The sequence below is a fragment of the Marinifilum sp. RC60d5 genome (assembly GCF_052400665.1).
Classification (GTDB): Bacteria; Bacteroidota; Bacteroidia; order Bacteroidales; family Marinifilaceae; genus JBQTGK01.
This window is the reverse complement of sequence record NZ_JBQTGK010000004.1, coordinates 606,573-629,746: the sequence shown is the minus strand read 5'-3', so window position 1 is coordinate 629,746 and position 23,174 is coordinate 606,573. Positions and strand designations below refer to the sequence as shown.

General features: G+C 35.5%; 23 protein-coding genes. 22 read left to right on the top strand and 1 reads right to left on the bottom strand.

What is annotated here, in order from left to right; translation table 11 throughout:
- Window positions 1–58 precede the first annotated feature (58 nt).
- Entirely contained in the window at window positions 59–181 is a 123-nt protein-coding gene (locus ACT3CE_RS12690; RefSeq protein WP_444710138.1) for a hypothetical protein, read from the bottom strand.
- Window positions 182–478: 297 nt separating this feature from the next.
- On the opposite strand from ACT3CE_RS12690, the gene ACT3CE_RS12685 reads away from it, so the two are divergent.
- From ACT3CE_RS12685 to ACT3CE_RS12580, 22 genes are all read left to right on the top strand, one after another.
- Complete coding sequence (locus ACT3CE_RS12685; protein ID WP_444710137.1) at window positions 479–1,042, top strand: TetR/AcrR family transcriptional regulator; 564 nt, start codon at window positions 479–481, stop codon at window positions 1,040–1,042.
- Window positions 1,043–1,455: 413 nt separating this feature from the next.
- Complete coding sequence (locus tag ACT3CE_RS12680; protein WP_444710136.1) at window positions 1,456–2,007, top strand: carboxymuconolactone decarboxylase family protein; 552 nt, start codon at window positions 1,456–1,458, stop codon at window positions 2,005–2,007.
- 69 nt (window positions 2,008–2,076) lie between these two features.
- On the top strand, window positions 2,077–2,952 hold the full coding sequence (locus tag ACT3CE_RS12675) for a haloacid dehalogenase type II (RefSeq protein ID WP_444710135.1): 876 nt from the start codon (window positions 2,077–2,079) through the stop codon (window positions 2,950–2,952).
- A gap of 436 nt (window positions 2,953–3,388) precedes the next feature.
- The gene (locus ACT3CE_RS12670; RefSeq protein ID WP_444710134.1) at window positions 3,389–4,093 is read left to right on the top strand and encodes a DsbA family oxidoreductase; all 705 of its coding nucleotides are present in this window, start codon (window positions 3,389–3,391) and stop codon (window positions 4,091–4,093) included.
- Complete coding sequence (locus ACT3CE_RS12665) at window positions 4,059–4,967, top strand: NAD(P)-dependent oxidoreductase (protein ID WP_444710133.1); 909 nt, start codon at window positions 4,059–4,061, stop codon at window positions 4,965–4,967. Before ACT3CE_RS12670 ends, ACT3CE_RS12665 begins: the two co-directional genes overlap by 35 nt.
- Before the next feature lie 41 nt (window positions 4,968–5,008).
- Complete coding sequence (locus ACT3CE_RS12660; protein WP_444710132.1) at window positions 5,009–6,049, top strand: L-dopachrome tautomerase-related protein; 1,041 nt, start codon at window positions 5,009–5,011, stop codon at window positions 6,047–6,049.
- 14 nt (window positions 6,050–6,063) lie between these two features.
- Window positions 6,064–6,843, top strand: a complete 780-nt coding sequence (locus ACT3CE_RS12655) for a peroxiredoxin-like family protein (protein WP_444710131.1) — start codon at window positions 6,064–6,066, stop codon at window positions 6,841–6,843.
- 75 nt (window positions 6,844–6,918) lie between these two features.
- Window positions 6,919–7,254: a DsrE family protein gene (locus tag ACT3CE_RS12650; RefSeq protein ID WP_444710130.1), complete on the top strand. Its 336-nt coding sequence runs from the start codon at window positions 6,919–6,921 to the stop codon at window positions 7,252–7,254.
- Between the two features lie 365 nt (window positions 7,255–7,619).
- Window positions 7,620–8,015, top strand: a complete 396-nt coding sequence (locus ACT3CE_RS12645; RefSeq protein WP_444710129.1) for a pyridoxamine 5'-phosphate oxidase family protein — start codon at window positions 7,620–7,622, stop codon at window positions 8,013–8,015.
- A gap of 179 nt (window positions 8,016–8,194) precedes the next feature.
- Complete coding sequence (locus ACT3CE_RS12640) at window positions 8,195–8,827, top strand: flavodoxin family protein (protein ID WP_444710128.1); 633 nt, start codon at window positions 8,195–8,197, stop codon at window positions 8,825–8,827.
- Window positions 8,828–8,863: 36 nt separating this feature from the next.
- Entirely contained in the window at window positions 8,864–9,541 is a 678-nt protein-coding gene (locus ACT3CE_RS12635) for a haloacid dehalogenase type II (protein WP_444710127.1), read from the top strand.
- Window positions 9,542–9,789: 248 nt separating this feature from the next.
- Window positions 9,790–10,707 (top strand): mechanosensitive ion channel family protein, encoded by a 918-nt coding sequence (locus ACT3CE_RS12630; protein ID WP_444710126.1) that lies wholly within the window; start codon window positions 9,790–9,792, stop codon window positions 10,705–10,707.
- A 29-nt stretch (window positions 10,708–10,736) separates the two neighbouring features.
- The gene (locus tag ACT3CE_RS12625; RefSeq protein ID WP_444710125.1) at window positions 10,737–11,660 is read left to right on the top strand and encodes a ketopantoate reductase family protein; all 924 of its coding nucleotides are present in this window, start codon (window positions 10,737–10,739) and stop codon (window positions 11,658–11,660) included.
- 1,198 nt (window positions 11,661–12,858) lie between these two features.
- A complete protein-coding gene (gene uxaC, locus ACT3CE_RS12620) occupies window positions 12,859–14,262 on the top strand; it encodes a glucuronate isomerase (protein WP_444710124.1) in 1,404 nt (467 codons plus the stop codon).
- 21 nt (window positions 14,263–14,283) lie between these two features.
- Complete coding sequence (locus ACT3CE_RS12615) at window positions 14,284–15,123, top strand: SDR family oxidoreductase (RefSeq protein WP_444710123.1); 840 nt, start codon at window positions 14,284–14,286, stop codon at window positions 15,121–15,123.
- Window positions 15,124–15,226: 103 nt separating this feature from the next.
- Entirely contained in the window at window positions 15,227–16,411 is a 1,185-nt protein-coding gene (uxuA, locus tag ACT3CE_RS12610; RefSeq protein ID WP_444710122.1) for a mannonate dehydratase, read from the top strand.
- 62 nt (window positions 16,412–16,473) lie between these two features.
- On the top strand, window positions 16,474–17,466 hold the full coding sequence (locus ACT3CE_RS12605; protein WP_444710121.1) for a TRAP transporter substrate-binding protein: 993 nt from the start codon (window positions 16,474–16,476) through the stop codon (window positions 17,464–17,466).
- A 13-nt stretch (window positions 17,467–17,479) separates the two neighbouring features.
- Window positions 17,480–17,953, top strand: a complete 474-nt coding sequence (locus ACT3CE_RS12600; protein WP_320120405.1) for a TRAP transporter small permease — start codon at window positions 17,480–17,482, stop codon at window positions 17,951–17,953.
- A complete protein-coding gene (locus ACT3CE_RS12595; protein ID WP_444710120.1) occupies window positions 17,953–19,413 on the top strand; it encodes a TRAP transporter large permease in 1,461 nt (486 codons plus the stop codon). The genes ACT3CE_RS12600 and ACT3CE_RS12595 overlap by 1 nt, the downstream gene beginning before the upstream one ends.
- A 93-nt stretch (window positions 19,414–19,506) precedes the next feature.
- Window positions 19,507–20,559: a substrate-binding domain-containing protein gene (locus tag ACT3CE_RS12590; protein ID WP_444710119.1), complete on the top strand. Its 1,053-nt coding sequence runs from the start codon at window positions 19,507–19,509 to the stop codon at window positions 20,557–20,559.
- Window positions 20,560–21,019: 460 nt separating this feature from the next.
- Entirely contained in the window at window positions 21,020–22,057 is a 1,038-nt protein-coding gene (locus ACT3CE_RS12585; RefSeq protein WP_444710118.1) for a PfkB family carbohydrate kinase, read from the top strand.
- A 67-nt stretch (window positions 22,058–22,124) separates the two neighbouring features.
- Window positions 22,125–22,796, top strand: a complete 672-nt coding sequence (locus tag ACT3CE_RS12580) for a bifunctional 4-hydroxy-2-oxoglutarate aldolase/2-dehydro-3-deoxy-phosphogluconate aldolase (RefSeq protein ID WP_444710117.1) — start codon at window positions 22,125–22,127, stop codon at window positions 22,794–22,796.
- Window positions 22,797–23,174: the final 378 nt, after the last annotated feature.

Genomic DNA, 23,174 nt, shown 5'->3' with positions numbered 1-23,174 from the left:
CGTCGAAGAATATACCTTAAATTCTTTAAGCAATTTACCAGGATCTGAATTCCCATCATTAAAAATTAAATGAAGATTTCTCAACACTTTGAATTTCCATTACTTTATATTCAACCCTGGGAGCTTCTTGGCGAATCTGTTCAATCATTTTTGCAATTACACCTGTTCCTGCACCAACCATCTTCCCAAAATTTTCTGTTTGTACAATCTCATCTATCTTCTTTGAGACAGAATCCGAAGATAGTTTTTCTTGCGCAAAGGCTGTCGTAAAACAAATAATCGATAATAAGATTACGATGCCTAAGATTTTTGTTTATTTGATGTAACATATTTATTGGTTCTACTAAGCTATTGAGAGATAGTATATTTCTTGTCATATTTAGATCAATACTATTTAATAAACCTAACCCGAAAAAAAATTAAATAGTTTTCGTATTACTAGGCGATTGATTAGTTTTGCAGAATACAACAAAACAAAATGGCAAGAAAAAAAAAATACACCGAAGAAGAGGTAATTGAAAAAGCAATGAACCTATTCTGGCAAAATGGATATGAAAGCACCTCTGTTCGTATGCTGGAAAAAGCAATGGGAATCAATCAATTTTCGATGTACTCAAGCTTTGGAAGTAAACAGGGGGTACTTCTGGAAAGCATAAAATGCTATAAAAATAAACTCAATGAAATTGTAAACAAACTAAAAGAATCTCCAGATGGCGCAATAGCTATCAAACAATTCTTTTACGATTTTCTGGAAATTTCAAGTAACAGTAAACAAAAACGAGGTTGTTTACTTGTGAATACGGCCACCGAACTGGGCGAAGATGGAGATGAAGAAATTCTATCTGAAATATGGAAGTTTGTGGAAAAACGAAAGGCATTATTCATTGAGAAATTAAAAACGGATAGTAGCAAAAGTGATCGAACCATTTTGAAACAAGTCAACTATTTACTGATTGCACAACAAGGCTTAGCTGTTGCTTCAAAATTCTGCAATCAGCAAGAGCTCGAAGATTTTATTGAAACTACATTTGAAAAACTATAGTAGTTCTATTTAAATAGGAAGCGAAAGAGAATAACTTTAAGCTGATTTTAGAAGAAAAATCATCTAATAACAAAAGCCCCGATCAGTCTGATTGAGGCTTTATGATCTTCAGAACTTACCTTTTGCGAAATCAGCCCCTAATTTACTCCCATCTATTCGATATCTTTCCCAATCACAAACCACACTAACAAACAACTTGCTAACATCTTCATTCAAGATTAAATCAAAAAAATAAATGCATTAACATTTTATTAACTGAAGCACTCTTGCAAGTTACTAAGCATTCGTTTAGTTTTACACCAGTAAAATATAAAAAGGTCTATACAGAAAGGAAAACCTTTTTTTTACCTAATAACTAAGCATTCGCTTATCATTAGGATTACAAATTAATTAAATGTTATAAACAGAATATCATGACCGAATTTACAATTCACACATTAGAATCAGCTCCAAAAGATAGTCAGCCTATATTGGCAGAATCTTTAAAATCCTTTGGAATGATACCAAACTTACATGGTGTATTAGCCGAAGCTCCAGGCCTGCTTAAAGCCTACCAAATGTTACACGAATTATTCGTTAACACATCGTTTACAAATGATGAGTTAACCGTTGTGTGGCAAACCATTAATGTAGAGCACGAATGTAATTACTGTGTACCAGGACATACTGGCATTGCTAAAATGATGCAGGTAGACGATGCCATTACCGATGCCTTGCGCAATGGAACAAGCATGCCCACCGATAAACTTCAGGCCTTACACGTATTCACTCTTGCGGTAGTTCGTAAAAGAGGTGCTGTAAGCGAGGCTGAATTAGAAGCCTTCTTTACTGCCGGATACGAACAACGCCATGTATTGGAAGTAATTTTAGGATTATCGCAAAAAGTGATTAGTAACTACACCAATCATGTTGCCGATACTCCTATTGATCAAGCTTTCAAAAAATTTGCCTGGAAAAAAAAGTAACAGTCACTTGCCTCAACCAATAACAAGTTGAGGCAATACTTTTCTAAAGAATAAATCAATTCTAAAATTATGAATTCATCAATCAGAAATAAAGCCGCTTTGAGAACAAATACAAACCGACATAAAGCATTTCCATCCATCCGAAGATCTGCTTCAAAGATCATCATTATTGCCATCTTTTTGCTAGGAATAAAAACATCGGTACAAGCCCAAGTAGGTAAACATTCTACTTCTGCACCAGCTCAAAACACAGAAAAAAACAGCTTACCAAAACCCAAAGTAATTGTATTCGATGTGAATGAAACCCTATTGGATCTGTCACCCTTAAAAAAATCAGTAGGTGAAGCCCTTAATGGCAGAGAAGATCTTTTGCCTTTGTGGTTTTCTAACATGTTGCACTACTCTTTGGTAGAAACATTAAGCGATAACTACCACCCATTTGGTGAAATTGGAACAGCAGCTCTCATGATGGTCGCAAAAACGCAAAATATTGATATGAAATATGAGGATGCCAAAACATCAATTGTAACGCCTCTTCGCTCCTTACAAGCTTATCCTGATGTGGTTTCCGGACTAAAATCACTTAACAAGGACACTTATCATATCGTTAGTTTAACCAATTCATCAGCCATAGGAGTTAAAACGCAATTTATAAATGCCGGATTAACCGATTATTTTGAAAAACGTTACACCATTGGTAGCATAAAAAAATACAAACCACATCCCGACACCTACCAAATGGTACTTGACGATCTTCAGGTAAAACCAGAAGAGGTACTAATGGTGGCTGCCCATGCATGGGATTTGGCAGGTGCTAAAAATGTAGGTTTTCAAACAGCTTTTATTGCCAGACCAGGAAAAGTTCTTTATCCAAATGTAAAAAAGCCCGATTATGTAGTTAAAGATCTACTAGAACTCGTCTCAATTCTTCAAAATCAATATTAACAACAAAATAGATTACCAATGTAAGCTTACGTAAATGCTTATGTTATTGCTATTTTAGTTTTACGTACAAATACATAGTTAACATTGATTTTTACAATCTATATGTATTAACAATTTTTTAACGGATTAACACTTGCCCGATATAAAGCGAATGCTTAGTTTTAAACGACCCAAAAAATAAATGGTCATGAGGTAAAAATACAAAGAACAAGAGCTCATTGAAAAGACAATGTATCTGTTACAACAAAAGGAACTAAATCAATTGCAAATGTTCCTGCTAAATGTAAACTTCACTTTTAATTCTGCTCGAGCAAAAGAAGAAACAAAAAGATAAATCAACACAGGCAAGATAGCTTATGCTGACTTAAAATACATATCAATTTTTGATTTGAGAAAGTGAAAATTCTAATGAATAATTAAATAATTCCATTTTAAAATGAGTAGTAAAATTAAACTAGATATTATCTCTGATGTTGTTTGCCCTTGGTGCATCATCGGCTACAAGCGACTAGAAAAAGCCATCAATAAAATGGAAATACAAAATCAAGTTGAAATATCATGGCAAGCTTTTGAGTTAAATCCCAATATGCCCCCCGAAGGTGAAGATATTCTTGATCATGTGAAACGAAAATATGGTAGTACTCCTGAACAATGGAGAAGTTCACAAGAAAACATAATGAAGCTTGGAGAAGAAGTAAATTTTACCTTTAATTTTAATGATGGGAAAAGAATTGTAAACACCCGAGATGCTCATATTTTACTTGCTTATGCTAAAGAATCAGGCAAACAAACCCAACTAAAAATGCGTTTATTCGAAGCCTATTTTAGCGAGGGAAAAAATGTTTCTGATCGGAAAATTCTTCTTGAGGAAATAAAAAATATTGGTTTAGATACTAATCTTGCCAAAGAGAGACTGGAAAACAAAATTTACCGAAATCAACTGATTGATCAGGAATCCTTTTGGAAAAATAAAGGCATCTCATCGATACCCACAATTGTTTTCAACCAATCTAGTTTACTTACTGGAGCTCAATCGGTAGCAGTTTACAAACACGTATTAACAGATTTATTGTATCAGAACAAACTGCACCTAACTGCCAGGAATCATGAAAATTCATACCAACTCACTGATAAAGATTAAGGGAAAAATGAAAATTGCTTTTATAGGATTAGGTATTATGGGGAGTAGAATGGCTGCTAATCTTGCAAAAAACAAGGTCGATCTTAGCGTATACAATCGAACAGTGAAAAAAATTGAAGCTCTCAATTTAAAGAATGTAAAAATTGCTGATTCGGCCCTGTCTGCCGTTAAGGATGCCGATATTGTTTTCAGTATGCTATCAACTCCTCAGGTAATCGAATCCTTATTCTTTGGAAAAGAAGGTCTTTTGCAGGGAATGAAAAAAAATGCAATTTGGGCCGATTGTTCAACGGTTAACCCTTCCTTTAGCCTAAGGGAAGAAAAGGAAGCCAAGCTCAATAACATTCGATTTTTAGATACACCAGTTTCAGGTTCAAAAATGGCAGCTCAAAATGCAGAACTCGTTTTTATTGTTGGTGGAGATGCAGATACCCTAAAAGAAGTCGCACCTTATATGGATATGATGAGCAATAATACCTTGCGAATAGGAGAAACCAGCAAAGGTGCTTCCTATAAAATGCTCATTAATATGATGATTGCTCAAACCATAGTCATTCTATCCGAAGCTGTCCTTCTGGGTGAAAAAATGGGTATTTCAAAGAAATTTCTATTGGATACAATTCCCAATTCTGTAGTTGGCTCACCGCTTTTAAAAATGAAGGCTCAGAGTATTAAAAATGACGATTACGAACCCTATTTCCCTCTGGAATTAATGCTAAAAGATTTGAATTTGGCAGATATTACAGCTACTGAAAATGAACAAACACTGTATTTGGCTAATCAAGCAAAAGAATTGTATGCCGAAGCAAGTAAATCGGGAATGGGAAGAATGGATTCAGCTGCTATTTATAAATACTTAGAACAGAAAAAATAGTAAGAGATACTACATAATTCTCACTTTAAATCTATTTATCAATGAAAAAGAGATTTTATTACGTAAGCATTATCCTGTTGATACTAGCCACTTCAGCATGTCAAAATGCAGAAAAAAAGACTGGCACTACTCTTCATGTCATTGCCTCATCAACAAAACAATGGACAGGGCTTGCGATAAGTTCACAGAATAGAATATTTGTTAACTATCCAAAATGGTCTCAGGATGTTCCTGTTAGTGTAGCCGAAATTGTAGACGGTAAAACTCGTGCTTATCCCAATGAAAACTGGAACAATAATGAAAATAAAGAAGCCTTTTTAGCCGTACAGTCGGTAGTGGTCGACAAAAAAAATCGACTTTGGGTTTTAGATACCAAAAATCCCTTTTTCAAGGGGATTGTAGAAGGTGGTCCTATTTTATACCAGTTCAATCTAAAAACTAACACCAAAGAAAAAGCTTACCGCTTTCCGAAAACATCATATCGTAAACATTCATATTTTAACGATGTGCGCATTGATACGAAAAGAGAAATAGCCTATATCAGTGACTCCGGAACAGGTGCTCTTATTGTTTTAAATTTAAAAACAGGTACTTCTCGTCGTTTGCTTGACAATCACTTTTCAACAAAAAGTGAATTAGATTCTCTAATTTGTGTTGGCCAAACTTGGAATAAATCAGTTCATTCCGATGGTATTGCTCTTAGTCCTGATTTAAATTATTTATACTACTCTGCTCTAACAGGGCATACTTTGTATCGAATTTCTACTTCAGTGCTATCTGATTTAAATCTTTCGAAGGAGCAAGTTGCTGATAAGGTTGAAAAAGTGATGTCTATTCCTGCAACAGATGGTATGTTATTCGATAAGGCAGGCAATTTATGGTTGGGCGGTTTAGAAAATAATTCAATCAACAAAATAAACACAAAAGGCACATTAATTCAATTGATTCAGGATAAATCTATTCGATGGCCAGATTCCTTCGCCGAAGACAGTAAGGGAAATATTTATTTCACAACTTCTCAAATTTATTTACCAGAAAATAAGCGTCAAGCCTACAAGCTAATTCAATTTAATCTTAACTAATCTAAAAAAACATCATGTACACAAAAAGCATTCTTGCGGCATTTGCCGTATTACTGATGACTACAGGTTGTCAAACAAAACCGAGTAAAAACGATAACACGAAAGAACCAAGCGCCATGGAAACTAAGAATAATACGGTAAAACCTTTAGACTCCTTGCTCAACACTAGACGGGTTGAGTTTGCTAAAGTAGCATCAGAAGAAAAAAAGAAAATTTACGGAAAAGGAACAGAGGCTGTAAAAAAATCGGGTATATTGGATAAAGCTCTCAATGTTGGAGATAAGGTTCCTGATTTTACCCTTAACAACCAAATGAGTAAACCCGTTGACTTATATCGTGAATTGGAAAAAGGTCCTGTTGTGCTTATCTGGTACCGAGGCGGATGGTGTCCTTATTGCAACATTACTTTGCACTACTTGCAAGAACGACTTCCCGAGATTACAAAAGCTGGAGGCTCACTACTAGCGCTTACACCTGAATTACCTGATAAATCGATGAATACTGCAGAAAAACACAATCTCGATTTTTTGGTGCTAAGCGATGTGAATAATAAAGTAGGAAAAGAATACGGAGTTGTATTTGAATTGACACCCGAAGTAGCAGCTATCTATCAGGAAGCATTCGATCTTCATGGCTACAATGGCGATGAAAGTAACGAATTACCACTGGCTGCCACCTACGTGATCGACCAAAAAGGAATTATTCAATATGCATTTTTAGATGCTGATTATAGAAATCGTGCCGAACCAGATGACATCATTGCTGCTTTGGAAAAGATAAATGCTACAAAATAATATTTGAAGATATGAATCCTGCTTCTTCTCACACAAGAGGCCGCGATCTGCAATTATTCCTGTAAAATTACGTAAATGGACAAACTAAACATTCTTTGGACCACCACCAATAAAGATACCGTACTCAATATGATTTCCATGTATTCAATTAATGCCTTGAGTAAGGGATGGTGGAAACAAGTGAATATTATCGTTTGGGGAGAATCTGCAAAACTCATAGCCGAAGATGATCAAATTCAATTGGAAGTACAAAAAATGCGTACTGCCGGCGTTACGATTGAAGCTTGTCGTGCCTGTGCCGATAGATATGGCGTAAGTGCTATTCTAGAAAAGCTGGAGCTTGATGTGAAGTACATGGGAGAATCCTTAACCACCTACATAAAGAGTGATGAAAAAATATTGACGTTATAAAAAGGCTCCATTTGCAATAAATTTTGAATCTGCTTTACTTGAATTCCTTCCGGTTTTTAAATTTAGCAACTAGTTATCGATCAAGTCTTAATTGATCGGTTACACAAACAATCACAAATGCAGAACTGCATTTGTGATTTGTTTTTAATAGTATGGATGTTTTACAATAGCTACAAATTTATTGGTTTTTCTAAACGATCGATTAGCTTTGGGTATAATTTAATAGCATGGTCAAGCAGAAAGCATACATCGAAAAAGAAGTCATTGAAATAACATATCGAAGACATTTTAAAAATTTTCCTTTAAACTAACCGGACAGTTAGTATCAAAAGGAAAGCTATTACTAATAATAAAAAAGTTTTACAATGAAAATGCCAGAAGAAGTCGTTCGCTTGTTAAACGACAAAGAAGCAACAAGAGTATTAACAACCGTATCTGCCGAAGGAGTGCCTCACTCAATTGTTGTTGGAAGTGCCATGGCTCCCGAAGCCAATTTAATTTGTGCTGCTGAAGTTTTAATGCAAAGTACTTCCAAGAATTTACAAGTCAACAAAACAGTAAGTGTACTGGTAGTGAAAGGGATGGAATCGTATCAGGTAGTAGCTGAAGTAAAAGGCCGCCAAACCGATGGGCCTCTTTTTGATGCCGCAAAAGACGAATTGGAAAAATTAGGATTGCCATGCCGCGGATTATGGCTATTCGAACCTATTGAGGCATTCGATCAGAGTGCTGGTGCCAATGCAGGAAATAAAATTGCCTAAGAAACACTCATACTATACAAGCAGCTTGCTTTTGGTTTCCCCCATCGTTTCGAATGGAAAAAAACCTTGCAAATTGCCTGTTGGATATTCCAGGCCTTAATTGCCATTGGGACAAAGCAGAAAACATCCCTGAACTCAAGTTTACAACACCAAAATAATCTCATCAGAAACAAACATTTATGATATTAGGAATTTCAGGCAGTCCCCGTCCCAATGGCATTTCTGCCAATGCCATAAAATATATTCTTTCGAAATGCGAAGGCGAAACCAAATACATTTCGCTGGCAGGCAAACACATTGGCGGCTGTATTAGTTGTTTGGGATGCACCAAAGACAATGAATGCATTGTGAATGACGATTTTCAGGAAATTGCCAATTTAATGGTACAAGCCGACGCTATTGTATTCGGAATACCAAACTATTACGATATTCCTAATGCTCTATCGCATAGCTTACTGGAACGGTGTTTTTGCTTTCGCCACCAGGGAGCTTTCCTACTAAAAGACAAAGCCGCCGTAATTTTTTCTACTGGCTATTCCAGCGATGAAGCAAACAGTCAGGTACTAAAAATTACAGATTACTTTTTAAAAATGAATAACATGAAAGTGATTTCTAAATTCTTGCTGGGTGCTTATTCTCAATGCTACACCTGTAAATACGGACTAACTTGTGAAGATGGAAATGTGGTGAAAAATCATGGTTTTGTCGATAAGATATGCCCTTCCATCTTACCCCCTAAATTCGAGCAACAGCCTGAATCGCTTCTAAAATGCGAAAATGCTGCACAATTACTCAATCAGATACAAGCCTAGGAAGCAGATAAAAAAGACATTCAAAAAGTACTAAATATGAAATATACTTTGGCATTCGATGTTTACGGAACATTAATCAACACATCGGGCGTTTTTGAAAACCTGCAGGTGCTCATTGGAGAAAAAGCCAAGCCTTTTATGGACAGCTGGCGAAACAAGCAGCTAGAATATTCTTTTCGCCGTGGACTAATGAGGCAATACGTTGATTTTTCGGTCTGCACCAAAAATGCGCTCGACTTCTGTTGCAAATCATACCAGATCAAACTCACCGATAATCAGAAAGAAACGCTCATGAATGCTTATAAGGTACTGCCTGCTTTCGCAGATGTGAAAGAAGGATTGCAAATACTAAAGAAGGCCGGACATCACTTGTACGCTTTTAGCAATGGAAGCAATAAGGCAATTGAGCAGCTTTTGGTAAATGCACAAATAAGACCTCTTTTTGATGGAATCGTGAGCGTAGAAGACATTCAAACCTTCAAACCCGATCCTCAGGTTTACGAGTACTTCAATCAGAAAACGCATTCTACAAAATCCGACTCCTGGTTGATCTCTAGCAATCCTTTTGATGTATTGGGAGCCCTTAAACATGGTATGCATTCGGCTTGGGTGCAGCGTTCTGAACGTTCCATTTTCGATCCATGGGAAGTAAAGCCAACAAGTACCATTCAAACAATTATAGAACTAAAAGAAAAGCTGGTAGCTAGCAAATAAGAACCATTCAATCAAAATCCGTAGAAATACCTATCAATACAGGTCTTTGGCTTGCAATTTTGAATCCTCTCTTTAGCGCTTTATTTTCAGGATGACTTGCGAGGCTGCAAAAAGATGGCTACATTCATATCTCGAAATTGTTTTTTAGCAGATATTTCTCTTCTATTCCGAGGACGAAACGCATAGCCAAACAAACAGTAAAGGAGCACAGCCCCCCAAATAAACTCCAAAATCCAAAACATAGCCCTATGAAAAAATACAGTCGGTTACTAATCAGCATCCTCATCCTACTTTTTTTAGTCAGCGAAAAACACATTTTCACACTTATTGATGCGACCTACTTTCGTGAAAATTCCGTTCTAGGGATCGTAAAACATGCACTTTACATTGCAAGTATCTCCTGGATTATTATCGAAACAATACGAATTTTTAAAAATCGATTGTTAAAAAAATACGATATCTCCGACGAGGACAATCTAAAATCCAGGAAACTGCACACGCAAATTAATATCATCGAAAAAGTAATTGTCTTTGTCATTATCCTCAGTGCCATTGGCCTGATTCTTCTTTCCATTGAAAGCATTAAAGAAATTGGCGTTGGGATTTTTGCCTCAGCTGGAGTCGTGGGAATCATCATTGGTTTGTCGGCACAAAAAATTGTTGGTGCCCTTTTGGCGGGAATTCAAATCGCAGTTGCCCAACCCTTTCGGGTAGACGATGCTGTGGTAGTAGAAAATGAATGGGGCTGGATAGAAGAAATCAACCTTACCTATATTGTGGTGAGAATTTGGGACAAAAGGCGTTTGGTGCTGCCCACAACTTATTTTCTTGAAAAACCCTTTCAGAACTGGACTCGTACTACCGCCGACATTATTGGCAGCATTTTTATATACACCGACTACCAAATTTCTTTCGATATTCTTAGAAAAGAACTCACCCAATTACTGGAATCGACCGACCTGTGGGATGGCGATGTGAATGTGCTACAGGTAACCGATTCGAAGGAGAGCAGCCTTGAAATACGAATATTAGTAAGCGCTAAAAACTCACCTACCGCTTGGGATCTTAGAGTCTACATACGCGAAAAAATGATCGAGTTCATTCAAAAAAACTACCCCGAAAGTTTGCCCCGAACCCGTGTCATACTCGAAAATAATAAGCAGTAAATAATCACCAAAAATTATACTATATAGAAATGAAAATAGGAATAATAGGAACAGGAGGAGTAGGAGGCTATTTTGGAGCCCGTTTAGCAGCAGCAGGAAACGAAGTTCACTTTTTAGCCCGAGGAGCACACCTAAAAGCAATTCAAGAAAAAGGGTTACAAGTAAAAAGTATAAAAAAAGATGTACTCATTCAGCCTGCACTTGCGAGCGATCTAATTTCAGATTTAAGCCAGTGCGATCTTGTTATTTTTGCATGCAAAGCCTGGCAAATTCGAGAGATTGCTCCTCAGCTTGCCCAAAGCCTGCAAAAAAAAGCATTGCTCCTTCCCCTTCAGAATGGTGTACTGGCAGCCGATGAGCTATCTGAATTCTTCGATCGAAAACAAATTTTAGGTGGACTGTGCATGATTTTTAGCTATATAGAAGCTCCGGGAATAATCAAGCACGTAGGTTTACAGGAACCCATGATTATTTTTGGAGAGCTTGACCAGGCAAAAAGTGAGAGATGCGAACTCATTCGCGAGCTGCTCAAAAAAGCAGATATCCGCTGCAAACTCAGCGATGACATTCAGTCCTCTATCTGGCAAAAATTCATTTTAATCTGCCTTAGCGGAGTTGGAACCATTGCTAATCAAGGCTATGGTCTAATTCGGGAAACACCCGAATCAAGAAGTATCCTAATTGATGTGCTAACTGAAGTAAGCCAAATTGCCAAAGCAAAAAACATCAATCTGCCCGAAAATATTGTTGAGAAATCTATGTCCATCATTGATTCCTATCCTGCCGATTCCATGTCTTCTCTGGCTAGAGATGTACTCAGCGGCAAAACATCCGAAATCGACTATCAGAATGGAACAGTAGTTCGATTTGGCAAAGAACTAGGCATAGCTACACCTGCCAACAAATTCGTTTTGGGCATGGTAAAATTATTGGAACAAAAACAGTTGGCTTAAAAATTTACAGAAAGAGTCTTGCATGAGTGAGACTCTTTTTTATTTTAAATCAGCTTAACCTCTTCGAAAAACTTGCACCATTTTTCTACAAGCAAACATAAAGCTACAGCACAAAATCCATCCATCGTATTTATATATTTATAAAAGATCTAGTAAGAAAAAAATTACTCATTAAGGTATCATGCACAATACGGAAGATCTTACTTCCATAAAAGCACATGTGAACAATAGCGATGAGCCCTGGTTAAGTATCTATAAAAAATGCTTGACTGGGAAGGATCCTCTCGGGATTAAACTCCAACACCTTTCAAGCATGTACATCACGTAAGTTATGGAGACAATAAAATTGGCGATCCGGAAATTGGCAGAGATGGCGAAGCTGCTTATAGTCTCGCTTTACAATAGATCATCACTGGAAACAAGGCATTAATTTGTATTCCTATCTAGATAACTGACTTTTGCATGGCTTTGAATATTTTGCAAATTAGTTCTGCAATAAATTTAAACATGCTCCACACTTTTAAATTTTTAGCTGTACTTATTCCCTGCCACAACCTTGAAACAGCTAGTATCGATAAATCTACTTACTGCAAAAATGGAAAAGTAAGTAAACAAGAAATATTGGTTTACTTATTTCAATAACTTCTATTTATACTTAAGGTTTCCTTATCAACAAAATGATTCAACTTTATTTTGGAATTTTTAGTGTCTTTATATGGTACAATACAATTTTAAATACCTATTTGTACTCTACTATTCAAAATTTAATAACGCAAGTCAAGCTCATTAATTTTAGACTAAGCACAAAAATACCAGACTAATACAAATCATTTAAAAACACAACAAACAATCTCATATCGTACAAACTAGACCCAATTTAAATAGACTAATTTTCTTAAAGGATAAATACAGTTCTTTATCGTTTACAAATAAACTGCATAAAGGCACAATATCAATATATTCAATATTTACGTGCAAATTCTATTTAACCCGCATCATTTTTGATCAGATCAATTTCGATAAAGCACAGACCCTTCAAATTTGCAAACAATGAAAAATCAACGTATATTCGTGCACGAACACGAAATTTAAAACAGTATAAATCAATACGATTATAAAAGAAAACTAATTTATAATTTAGGATTATGCCTTATTTATCCGTGCTCGAAAACGTTAATTTATTGAAATCTAAAATATCATGAAAGAATTTTTAGACAAGGATTTTATACTTGAAACCGAAACAGCAAAAAAACTATATCACGAATATGCAGCTGATCTTCCAATTATAGATTATCATTGTCATATTTCGCCGCAAGAAATTGCAGAAGATAAACAGTTTGACAATATGACTCAAATTTGGCTATATGGCGACCATTATAAATGGAGAGCCTTAAGAGCTAATGGAGTTAAAGAAGAGGGAATAACCGGAAAAACAACTTCGGACTGGGAAAAATTTAAAAACTGGGCCGATACTGTACCCTACACTCTTCGTAACCCCTTATATCACTGGACTCATCTTGAATTAAAAAAGCCATTTGGCATCGAAAAAATTCTAAGTCCAGATACTGCTACAGAAATATGGGATGAGTGTAATCAAAAATTAAATACTCCTGAATTTTCGTGTAAAAATCTAATCCGAAAAGCCAATGTTGAGGTAATAGGAACAACCGACGATCCTGCCGACTCATTGGAGTATCATAAAAAAATTAAGGATTCAGGATTTGAAACGAAAGTAGTTCCTTCCTGGAGACCAGACAAAGCAATGGCGGTTGATAATGTAGTAGAATACAATGAGTATATTAACAAATTATCAGACTCAGCAAATATAGCAATCCTCACTTTCGAAGATTTATTAAATGCCTTGCAAAAACGTCATGATTTCTTTGCCGAAATGGGATGCAAAGCTTCGGACCATGGTTTAGAAGAATTTTTTGCTGAAGATTTTACTCCTGAATTAGTATCTGCAATATTCTTAAAAATAAGAAGTGGCCTTGAGTTATTTAATGATGAAATTTTAATCTTTAAATCAGCAATGTTATACGAATTTGCAGTTATGGATCACTCTAAAGGCTGGGTTCAGCAATTCCATATTGGTGCTATTCGCAATAACAATACCGGAATGTTCAATAAGCTTGGTGCCGATACAGGTTTCGATTCTATCGCCGACAAATTGATTGCTAAAGACATGTCTAAATTTTTGAATCGCTTAGCAACAGAAGGAAAGCTTACAAAAACAATTTTATACAATCTTAATCCAGCTCACAACGAGGTTTATGCAACTATGATAGGAAACTTTCAGGATGGAGAAATTGCTGGTAAAATTCAATGGGGATCCGGATGGTGGTTCTTAGATCAGAAAGATGGAATGGAGAAACAAATGAATGCACTTTCTAACCTTGGGCTTTTAAGCCGATTTGTAGGAATGCTTACCGACTCCCGTTCTTTCTTAAGTTATTCTCGACACGAATACTTCCGCAGAATCCTTTGCAATTTAATTGGGAACGACGTTGAGAAAGGCTTACTTCCATACAATGAAAAGTTATTAAAAGAAATTGTACAAGGAATTTGTTATTACAATGCTAAAAATTATTTCAATTTTTAATCATATATATTACTACATAAAATGAATACGAATATAAAAGATAAAGTAGCCGTTGTTACAGGAGCTGGCGGAGTGATTTGTTCTACAATGGCCAAATCGTTAGCTGCAATGGGAGTAAAAACAGCATTATTAGATATTAATGCCGAAGCTGTAGAAAAATTAGCTCAGGAAATTGAAAAAGAATACAATGTAGCTTCTATTGGAGTAGCAGCAAGTGTTCTTGATAAAAAATCATTACAAAGTGCAAAAGAAGTAATCAACAATAAATTAGGAAGCATTGATTATTTAGTGAATGGTGCAGGAGGAAACTCACCACTTGCTACCGCTGGTGTAGACCAAATGGTAGATGCTGACCTTGAGAATCTTGATGAAACTTTTTTTGGAATGAAAATGGAAGGTTTTGATAAAGTTTTTGATTTAAACTTTAAAGGAACCATTCTACCAACAATGGTATTTGCAATGGATATGATCGAAAAGAAAGAAGGATCTATTGTAAATATTTCATCGATGAATTCATACCGACCACTTACTCGTATTGCCGCCTATTCAGCAGCAAAAGCAGCAGTTAACAACTTCACACAATGGTTATCTGTTCACTTCTCGAAAATGGGTGTTCGCGTAAACGCAATTGCTCCAGGATTCTTGTTAACAAATCAGAACAGATTTTTACTAACCGATGAAGAAACTGGAGAACCAACTGCTCGAGGAAATAAAATTATAAACAACACACCAATGGAACGCTACGGTACTCCTGAAGAACTACAGGGAACTCTGCTTTATTTACTTTCCGATTGGTCGGCATTTGTAACCGGAGTTGTTATTCCTGTTGATGGTGGATTTAGCGCATACAGCGGAGTATAAGTTGTTATAAAATATAGATTAGTTAGCTTAGTGTTTGATATTGCAAAACAGTTGAAGTATTTAAATTCTTCTCTGTTTTGCTTATCTATTTAAAAAAAAGAAAATGGCTTTAGAACAAACATGGAGATGGTATGGTCCTAACGATCCGATATCATTACAAGAAATAAAACAAACAGGAGCTACAGGAATTGTTTCAGCTCTTCACCAGATTCCAAACGGAGAGGTTTGGACCATAGAAGAAATTAAAAAAAGAAGTGCCGAAATTGAAGCTGCCGGACTGCGTTGGTCTGTTGTTGAAAGTGTTCCTGTTCACGAAGATATTAAAAAGAAAACTGGAGATTATAAAAAATATATCGATAACTACAAGTTAAGCATTCAAAATTTAGGTGCCTGTGGAATTGAAACCATTTGTTATAATTTCATGCCAGTATTAGATTGGTCAAGAACCGATTTAGCGTTTGAATCAGGAGATGGTTCGAATGCTTTGCGTTTTGATATGGATATATTCGCTGCCTTTGATGTTTTTATCCTGAAAAGAGAAAATGCAAAAGCTGACTATTCGGAAGAGATTTTGAAAAGAGCAGAAGTGAAATTCCAATCTATGACGACTGAAGAAATCGAGAAAATTACCAGAAACGTAATTGCCGGATTACCAGGAGCTGAAGAATCATATACCTTAGAAAGCTTTCAAAAAGTATTAGATGAATACAAAGAAATTGATGCTCCAAAATTAAAGAAACATTTGTTCGAATTCCTAAGCGAAATTATTCCAGTAGCAGAACAAGCAGGTGTTCGCATGGCTATTCACCCAGATGATCCTCCACGTGCTTTGCTAGGATTGCCAAGAGTGGTAAGTACAATAGATGATGCTGTTGAATTGACCAAAGTTGTAGATTCTGTTTCCAATGGAATTACTTTATGTACCGGATCTTTCGGAGCTGGTCATTTTAATAATCTTCCTGAAATGACAAAAATTCTTGCTCCAAGAATTAATTTCGTTCACCTTAGAAATGTAAGTAGAGATGCTGAAGGAAACTTCTTTGAGAACTACTTATTTGATGGCGACATTGATATTCCAGCTGTAATGAAAGCTTTATTGGTTGAAGAAAAAGAACGTAAAGAATCAGGCCGAAAAGACTGGCAAATTCCTATGCGTCCCGATCATGGTAACAAAATGCTGGATGATCTTCCAAAAACAACCAATCCAGGATATTCTTTGTACGGAAGAATGAAAGGTTTAGCAGAACTAAGAGGATTAGAACAAGGATTAATGGCTAGTCTTAAATAAAAACAAGACATACTCGTTTTAAACGATAAAAATTAGATTAAATCTTTAGCTCCAAATAAAGCATGAAAAAAATACAAATATTTTCTAAGCTACTTTTAGGTATTATCTCTTGCTTTCTGCTGTTTAGTTGTCAGGAAGTAAGCAAACACAAAACATTAAAATTAGCGCACGGATTAGATCCAACACACCCAGTTCATAAAGCAATGCTATATATGGGAGATGAATTGGAAAAAATATCCGATGGACAAATGAGTCTTGAAATTTATCCAAGTGGTCAATTAGGGTCCGAGCAACAATGTGTTGAATTAATACAATTGGGAAGTTTAGCCATAACAAAAGTTTCGGCTGCTATTATGGAAGGCTTCACCAATAATTATCAAGTACTAGGCTTACCTTATGTATTTCGTTCAAAATCTCATGCTTTTAAAGCTTTAGATGGACCAATTGGTGAGGAGTTATTAGCTTCTACCGAGAAATTTAATTTAAAAGGCTTATGCTTTTACGATGCTGGTGCAAGAAGCTTTTACACCATAAATAAGAGTATCGAAAAGCCAGAAGATTTAAAAGGATTAAAAATGCGTGTAATGAAGAGCCAAACAGCCATGAGTATGGTAAAAGCTTTGGGCGGCTCTCCAACACCTATTTCCTGGGGAGAATTATACACTGCACTGCAAAGTGGTGTTGTCGATGGAGCAGAAAATAACCCTCCCAGTCTTTATACCTCACATCATTACGAAGTCTGTAAAAATTATTCTTTAAACGAACACACCAGAGTTCCTGATGTTTTAATTATAAGCACTGTTGTTTGGAATAAATTAAACAATCAACAAAAAAAATGGTTGCAAATTGCGGCAAAAAAATCGGTAGCTAAGCAACGTGAACTTTGGGCAGCATCGGAAAAGGAATCTTTAGAGAAATTGAAAGAAAATGGAGTTAAGATTACTTATCCTCAAAAAGAACCTTTTGCCAAACGCGTTCAGAGTTTACTCGATTCTTATCAGGAACAACCTGAATTGTATCAATTAATCCAACGTATTCAAGCAACAAAAGACTAATACTGTAAACCCTATGACATTCAAAAATCAATTAGATAGAATACTCGAGAAGATACTTATTAGCCTAATGTGCATATTGGTGCTCGATGTACTTTGGCAAGTAATAAGCCGCTATGCACTGGCATCGCCCAGTTCCTTTACCGACGAATTAGCAGGTTTTTTATTAATCTGGGTCGGATTATTGGGAGCTGCTTATGTGGCAGGGCAAAAACAGCATTTAGCAATTGACTTGCTTTTGCAAAAATCGTCGCCAGCAAATCAAAAACACTTGCTTCGTTTTATTAATGTTTGCATTGCTTTATTTGCAATTGGGGTAATGATAATAGGCGGAAGCTGGTTAGTAATTACTCGCTTTCAGTTTAATGTTAACTCGGCAGCATTGCAAATTCCTTTGGGTTATATCTACCTAGTTTTACCCCTTAGCGGATTAATTACCCTTTACTACTCAATTGTATTTATTGTTGAACCATCAGAAGAATTGAACTAATGGAATATATTGGAATTATTGTTTTAATCACATCATTTTTATTCTTACTGATAGTTGGTGTTCCCATAGCTTTTAGCATTGGAATATCGGGCATATTAACCATGTTGGTAAGTATCGATTCATTACCTGCTTTTGCAACTTTTGCACAAAGAATGGCAACCGGATTAGATAGTTTTGCTCTCCTGGCAATCCCCTTTTTCATACTCGCAGGAAATATTATGAATAGTGGAGGTATTGCCATTCGATTAATAAATTTAGCCCGTATTTTAGTAGGTCGATTACCAGCCAGTTTAGCTTTTGTTAATGTGTTTGCCAATATGTTATTCGGAGCAATTTCAGGCTCAGCAGCGGCATCGGCATCGGCTATTGGTGCCATTATGGGCCCGCAAATGAAAAAAGAAGGCTACGACGAAAGCTTTAGTGCTTCGGTAAATATTGCATCGGCAACTACAGGTTTATCTATCCCTCCAAGTAATATCTTAATTGTGTATTCACTTGCTAGTGGTGGAGCTTCCATTACAGCACTTTTTCTGGCTGGATATATTCCTGGAATCTTAACCGGATTCTCTATTATGCTAACGGCAATGAGTATCTCAATTTATCAGAACAAAGGCATTAGTGCCATGCTAACAAGCCTATTAAAAGTTTTTATTGGCATTGCGCTTATCCTTTCGGTGATTTATGGCTTAAACCTACTAAAAGCAAGCTCACCAGCTGGATTTAAAGGTGTTAGCTCTACTCTTGCGGCTTTAGTAATTGGCTTTATAGCCTATAAATTACGCAATAAAGGCGCTGGCATGAAACGAGGAATAAAAATTTTATGGGATGCAATTCCTAGTTTATTTTTACTAATTATTGTAATTGGTGGAATTATAGCAGGATTTTTTACCGCCACCGAAGCTTCGGCCGTTGCTGTTCTTTACGCTCTTGTTTTAAGTTTAATCTACAAAGAAATTACAATTAAGGATATCCCAAAAATTGTACTAGGCTCAGTAAAAACAACTGCCATTGTATTAATTCTTGTTGCCACCTGTATTGGTTTATCATGGATTATGGCCTATGAAAACATTCCTCAAAATGTAAGTGCGGGTTTATTAGGACTAAGCGATAATCCAATTGTTATCTTACTTCTAATTAATCTTATTCTTTTATTTGTTGGTGTATTTATGGATATGACTCCGGCAGTACTCATCTTTACCCCTATCTTTTTACCAATCGTGGTTAATTTAGGAATTGATCCGGTACATTTTGGAATTGTTATGGTACTTAATCTTAGTGTAGGATTATGCACACCACCTGTTGGATCTGTTTTATTTATTGGATGCAGTGTTGCCAATATAAAAATACAGCAGGTTATAAAACCCTTACTTCCTATGTTTATAGCTATGATCGTATGCTTACTTCTAGTTACTTACATTTCGGACTTAAGTATGTTCTTACCTCGTTTTTTCGGGTTTTAATTAAGTATTAGTTTTGTAGTCGGAATTTATTTGGCAATTCCGACTACAAATAAATAACATAACCTATTAACTTAATTGCATAAAGGGAATAGAATGGCAAAAATTCGCATAAAAGATATAGCTCAACAAGCTGGTGTATCGGTAGGAACCGTAGATCGTGTTCTGCACAATCGCGGTGAAGTTGCAAAAAAAACAAAAAATAAAATTCTGGAAATTGCCAAAGCAAACAATTACCAACCTAACTTAATTGCAAGAGCATTAAAGTCTAAAAAAGAGTCGGTTTTTGTTTCCTTACTACCAACACCAACACAAGATGATATTTTTTGGAAAAAACCCCTTAATGGAATTAATGATGCTGCCTCTGAACATGAACAATTTCAGGTAGCTGTAGAAAATTTCTTTTTCGAATACAATAACAATCAGGATTTTATAAACCAAACCGAAGCAATCTTAGCAATAAATCCTTCCGGTGTTATATTCTCCCCTATTTTTACCAAAGAAAGTCTGAAATTTACACAACAATTAGCAAAAGAAGGTATTCCTTATGTTTTTATGGAATCAAAATTAAAAGACAGTAACTATTTAGCTTACGTAGGTAGTGATGCTTATCAGGGAGGAAGAGTTGCCGCCAACATTATTGACTTCGGTCTGCAAAAAAACGACGATATCTTAATTGTTAACATGGCCAAAAATCTTGAAAATGTTCTTCACCTTAATAAACGTACTCAAGGTTTCCTGAGCTACTTTATGGATAAGGGTAAAAATGAAGGACTCAAAATAAATCTGGAAATTTCGAGTTCAGACAGCAAACAAATTAAAAACAGACTTGATTCTGTTCTTAAAACCAATAAAAATATAAAAGCAATATTTACAACAGGATCGAAAGCCTACAAACTAGCCAAATACCTGCAGAAGGAAAATCTAAATAATATTATTTTAATTGGATTCGATCCAATAGAACAAAATATCAAATACCTTAACAATGGAGCTATTAACTTCCTTATCGGCCAACACCCCTATCAGCAAGGATTTAAGGCATTTAAAAAATTATACGATCATGTAATTCTTAATCATGAAATTACAAAAGATGAAATTTTACCCTTCGATATCATTAACCAGGAGTGCATTAATCTGTATCAGTTTTAAACTAAAAAAAAGGAATATTTATCTTCCTATATCTGCACTTATTTACTGCCAAAATATTTAAATCACCACAATATTGTTTATAATAATTATAAATAATATCTCACATCTAAACTCACTTTTCTTCTTCTATTTCAATCTAAATAATTGAAAAATCGCTGAATCTACTGCACTTTAAACTAATTCTTACTATACATATATGAGCTTCGTTTTTAATGGACAGTAAACGAAACAAGCACAATTAAATTTGCTAATATTATAAAAGTAGATTACCTTCGTGTCCGAACACGGATCAAAGAGCAGTAGTTTTATTTGAAACTTATGGAAACGTTTCAAATTATTTTTTCAAATTTTCCGTGTGCGCAAACGTAATTTTTATAGAAAAATTTTAATGCAAGAAATAAGCGATAAAATCGCAAATAAATATTTCAATTTTTAATCATAACGAAACAATATTATAAAGATGAACAAAGTTGTAACTTTCGGTGAAATCATGTTAAGACTTGCAACTCCGGGATATGCAAGATTTTCTCAGGTAGATAATTTTAATGCAACCTATGGTGGTGGAGAAGCTAATGTAGCAGTTTCTTTGGCTAACTATGGCTTAAATGTTGATTTTGTAAGTCGTTTACCACAAAATGATATCGGACGTGCTTGTATGATGGACCTAAGAAAATATGGTGTTAACATTGATAACATTGTATGGGGTGGAGATCGTTTGGGAATTTATTTTCTTGAGACAGGTGCTGTAAGCCGTGGTAGTAAAGTTGTTTACGATAGAGCTCATTCTGCAATTTCCGAAATTGAATCAGGAATGATCGATTGGGATAAAGTATTTGATGGTGCAAGCTGGTTTCACTGGACAGGAATTACTCCTGCAATATCGCAAGGTGCTGCTGATGTTTGTTTAGAAGCTATTAAAGAGGCAAATAAAAGAGGAATTACTGTATCAACAGATTTGAACTACAGAAAAAATCTTTGGAAATATGGTAAAACTGCCGATCAGGTTATGCCTGAATTAGTTGCTGGTTGCGATGTAATTTTAGGTAATGAAGAGGATGCCGAAAAAGTTTTAGGTATTCAACCAGAAGGTGTTGATGTAACTGGCGGACATGTAGATGCTGAAGCATACCTTTCTGTATCTCAGCAAATAATGAAACAATTCCCTCGTTGTAAAAAAGTGATTACTACTTTACGTGGATCAATTAATGCGAATCACAACTCATGGACTGGCGTTCTTTACGACGGAGAAACATTGTTTAAAGCAAACAATACTTACCAAATTACTCACATTGTTGACCGTGTAGGTGGTGGAGATTCATTTATGGGTGGTTTAATTTATGGATTAATTACATGGCCTAAAAATGATCAAAAAGCATTAAACTTTGCTGTTGCTGCTTCATGTCTTAAACATACTGTTTATGGCGATTACAATCAGGTAACTGTTGATGAGGTTGAGAAACTAATGGACGGTGATGCTTCTGGTCGTGTGGCAAGATAAATATTAATTATAAATAATGAGTTGTGAATTCAATTTCATAAATAACAACTCATAATTACATAAAGAAATGGCTAGATTTTCAAGAATAGAAGTTGCATTAAAAATGAAAGAAACAGGAATGATTCCTGTATTTTTCAACTCGGATATTGAGGTTTGTAAAAACATATTAAAAGCATGCTATAGTGGTGGTGCTCGTTTATTCGAATTTGTAAACCGTGGCGATTTTGCTCACGAAGTTTTCGCAAAATTAAACAAATGGGCTGCCAAAGAATGCCCTGAAATGATGTTGGGTGTAGGATCAGTAATTGATGCCGGTACTACTTCATTATACCTTCAATTGGGTGCAAACTTTGTAGTGTCACCAATTTTAAATGCCGAAATGGCTAAGGTTTGTAACCGCAGAAAAGTAGCATGGTCACCAGGATGTGGTTCATTAACAGAAATTTCTTATGCAGAAGAATTAGGTGCTGAGGTTGTTAAAATTTTCCCAGGAGCACAAGTTGGTGGTCCGGAATTTGTAAAAGCTGCAAAAGGTCCATTCCCATGGTCATCTATTATGCCAACAGGAGGTGTTAAACCAGAAAGAGAAAATTTAACTGCATGGTTTAAGGCTGGTGTACATTGTGTAGGAATGGGTTCTCAGCTTATGATTAAAAATGCTGATGGTTCATTCGATTATAAGGCTATTGAAGAGGCTACAGCAAATGCTATTTCAATTATTAAAGAGATAAGAAAATAATAGTAAGCAGATTGTACTGCTTAACTATTTACTGCGCTTAAATAAAGCACATATTGTAAATTTAGCTTTTTAAGTTTCAATTATATAATTAGTCAAGGTTAGTGTGATAGTAAGGCAAAACGGATTTGAATACAATCACCTCATCCGTTTTGCCATATCACTTTTAATGGCACAGTAAACGTTCAAAAATTTAGTAATCTTTAATTTTGTGACAAAATTGATTTTATTTTTTGTTTCATAATTGTAACAATTAGGTTAGCACAAAAGGAAAGAGTTCTCTCTTTCCTTTTTTTCTTTAAATATGAGGAATACCAATAGGTTTTTACAAAGCTGTTTATTTTTTGACTAATTAAAAATGCCACTTTTAGTTTACCAGAT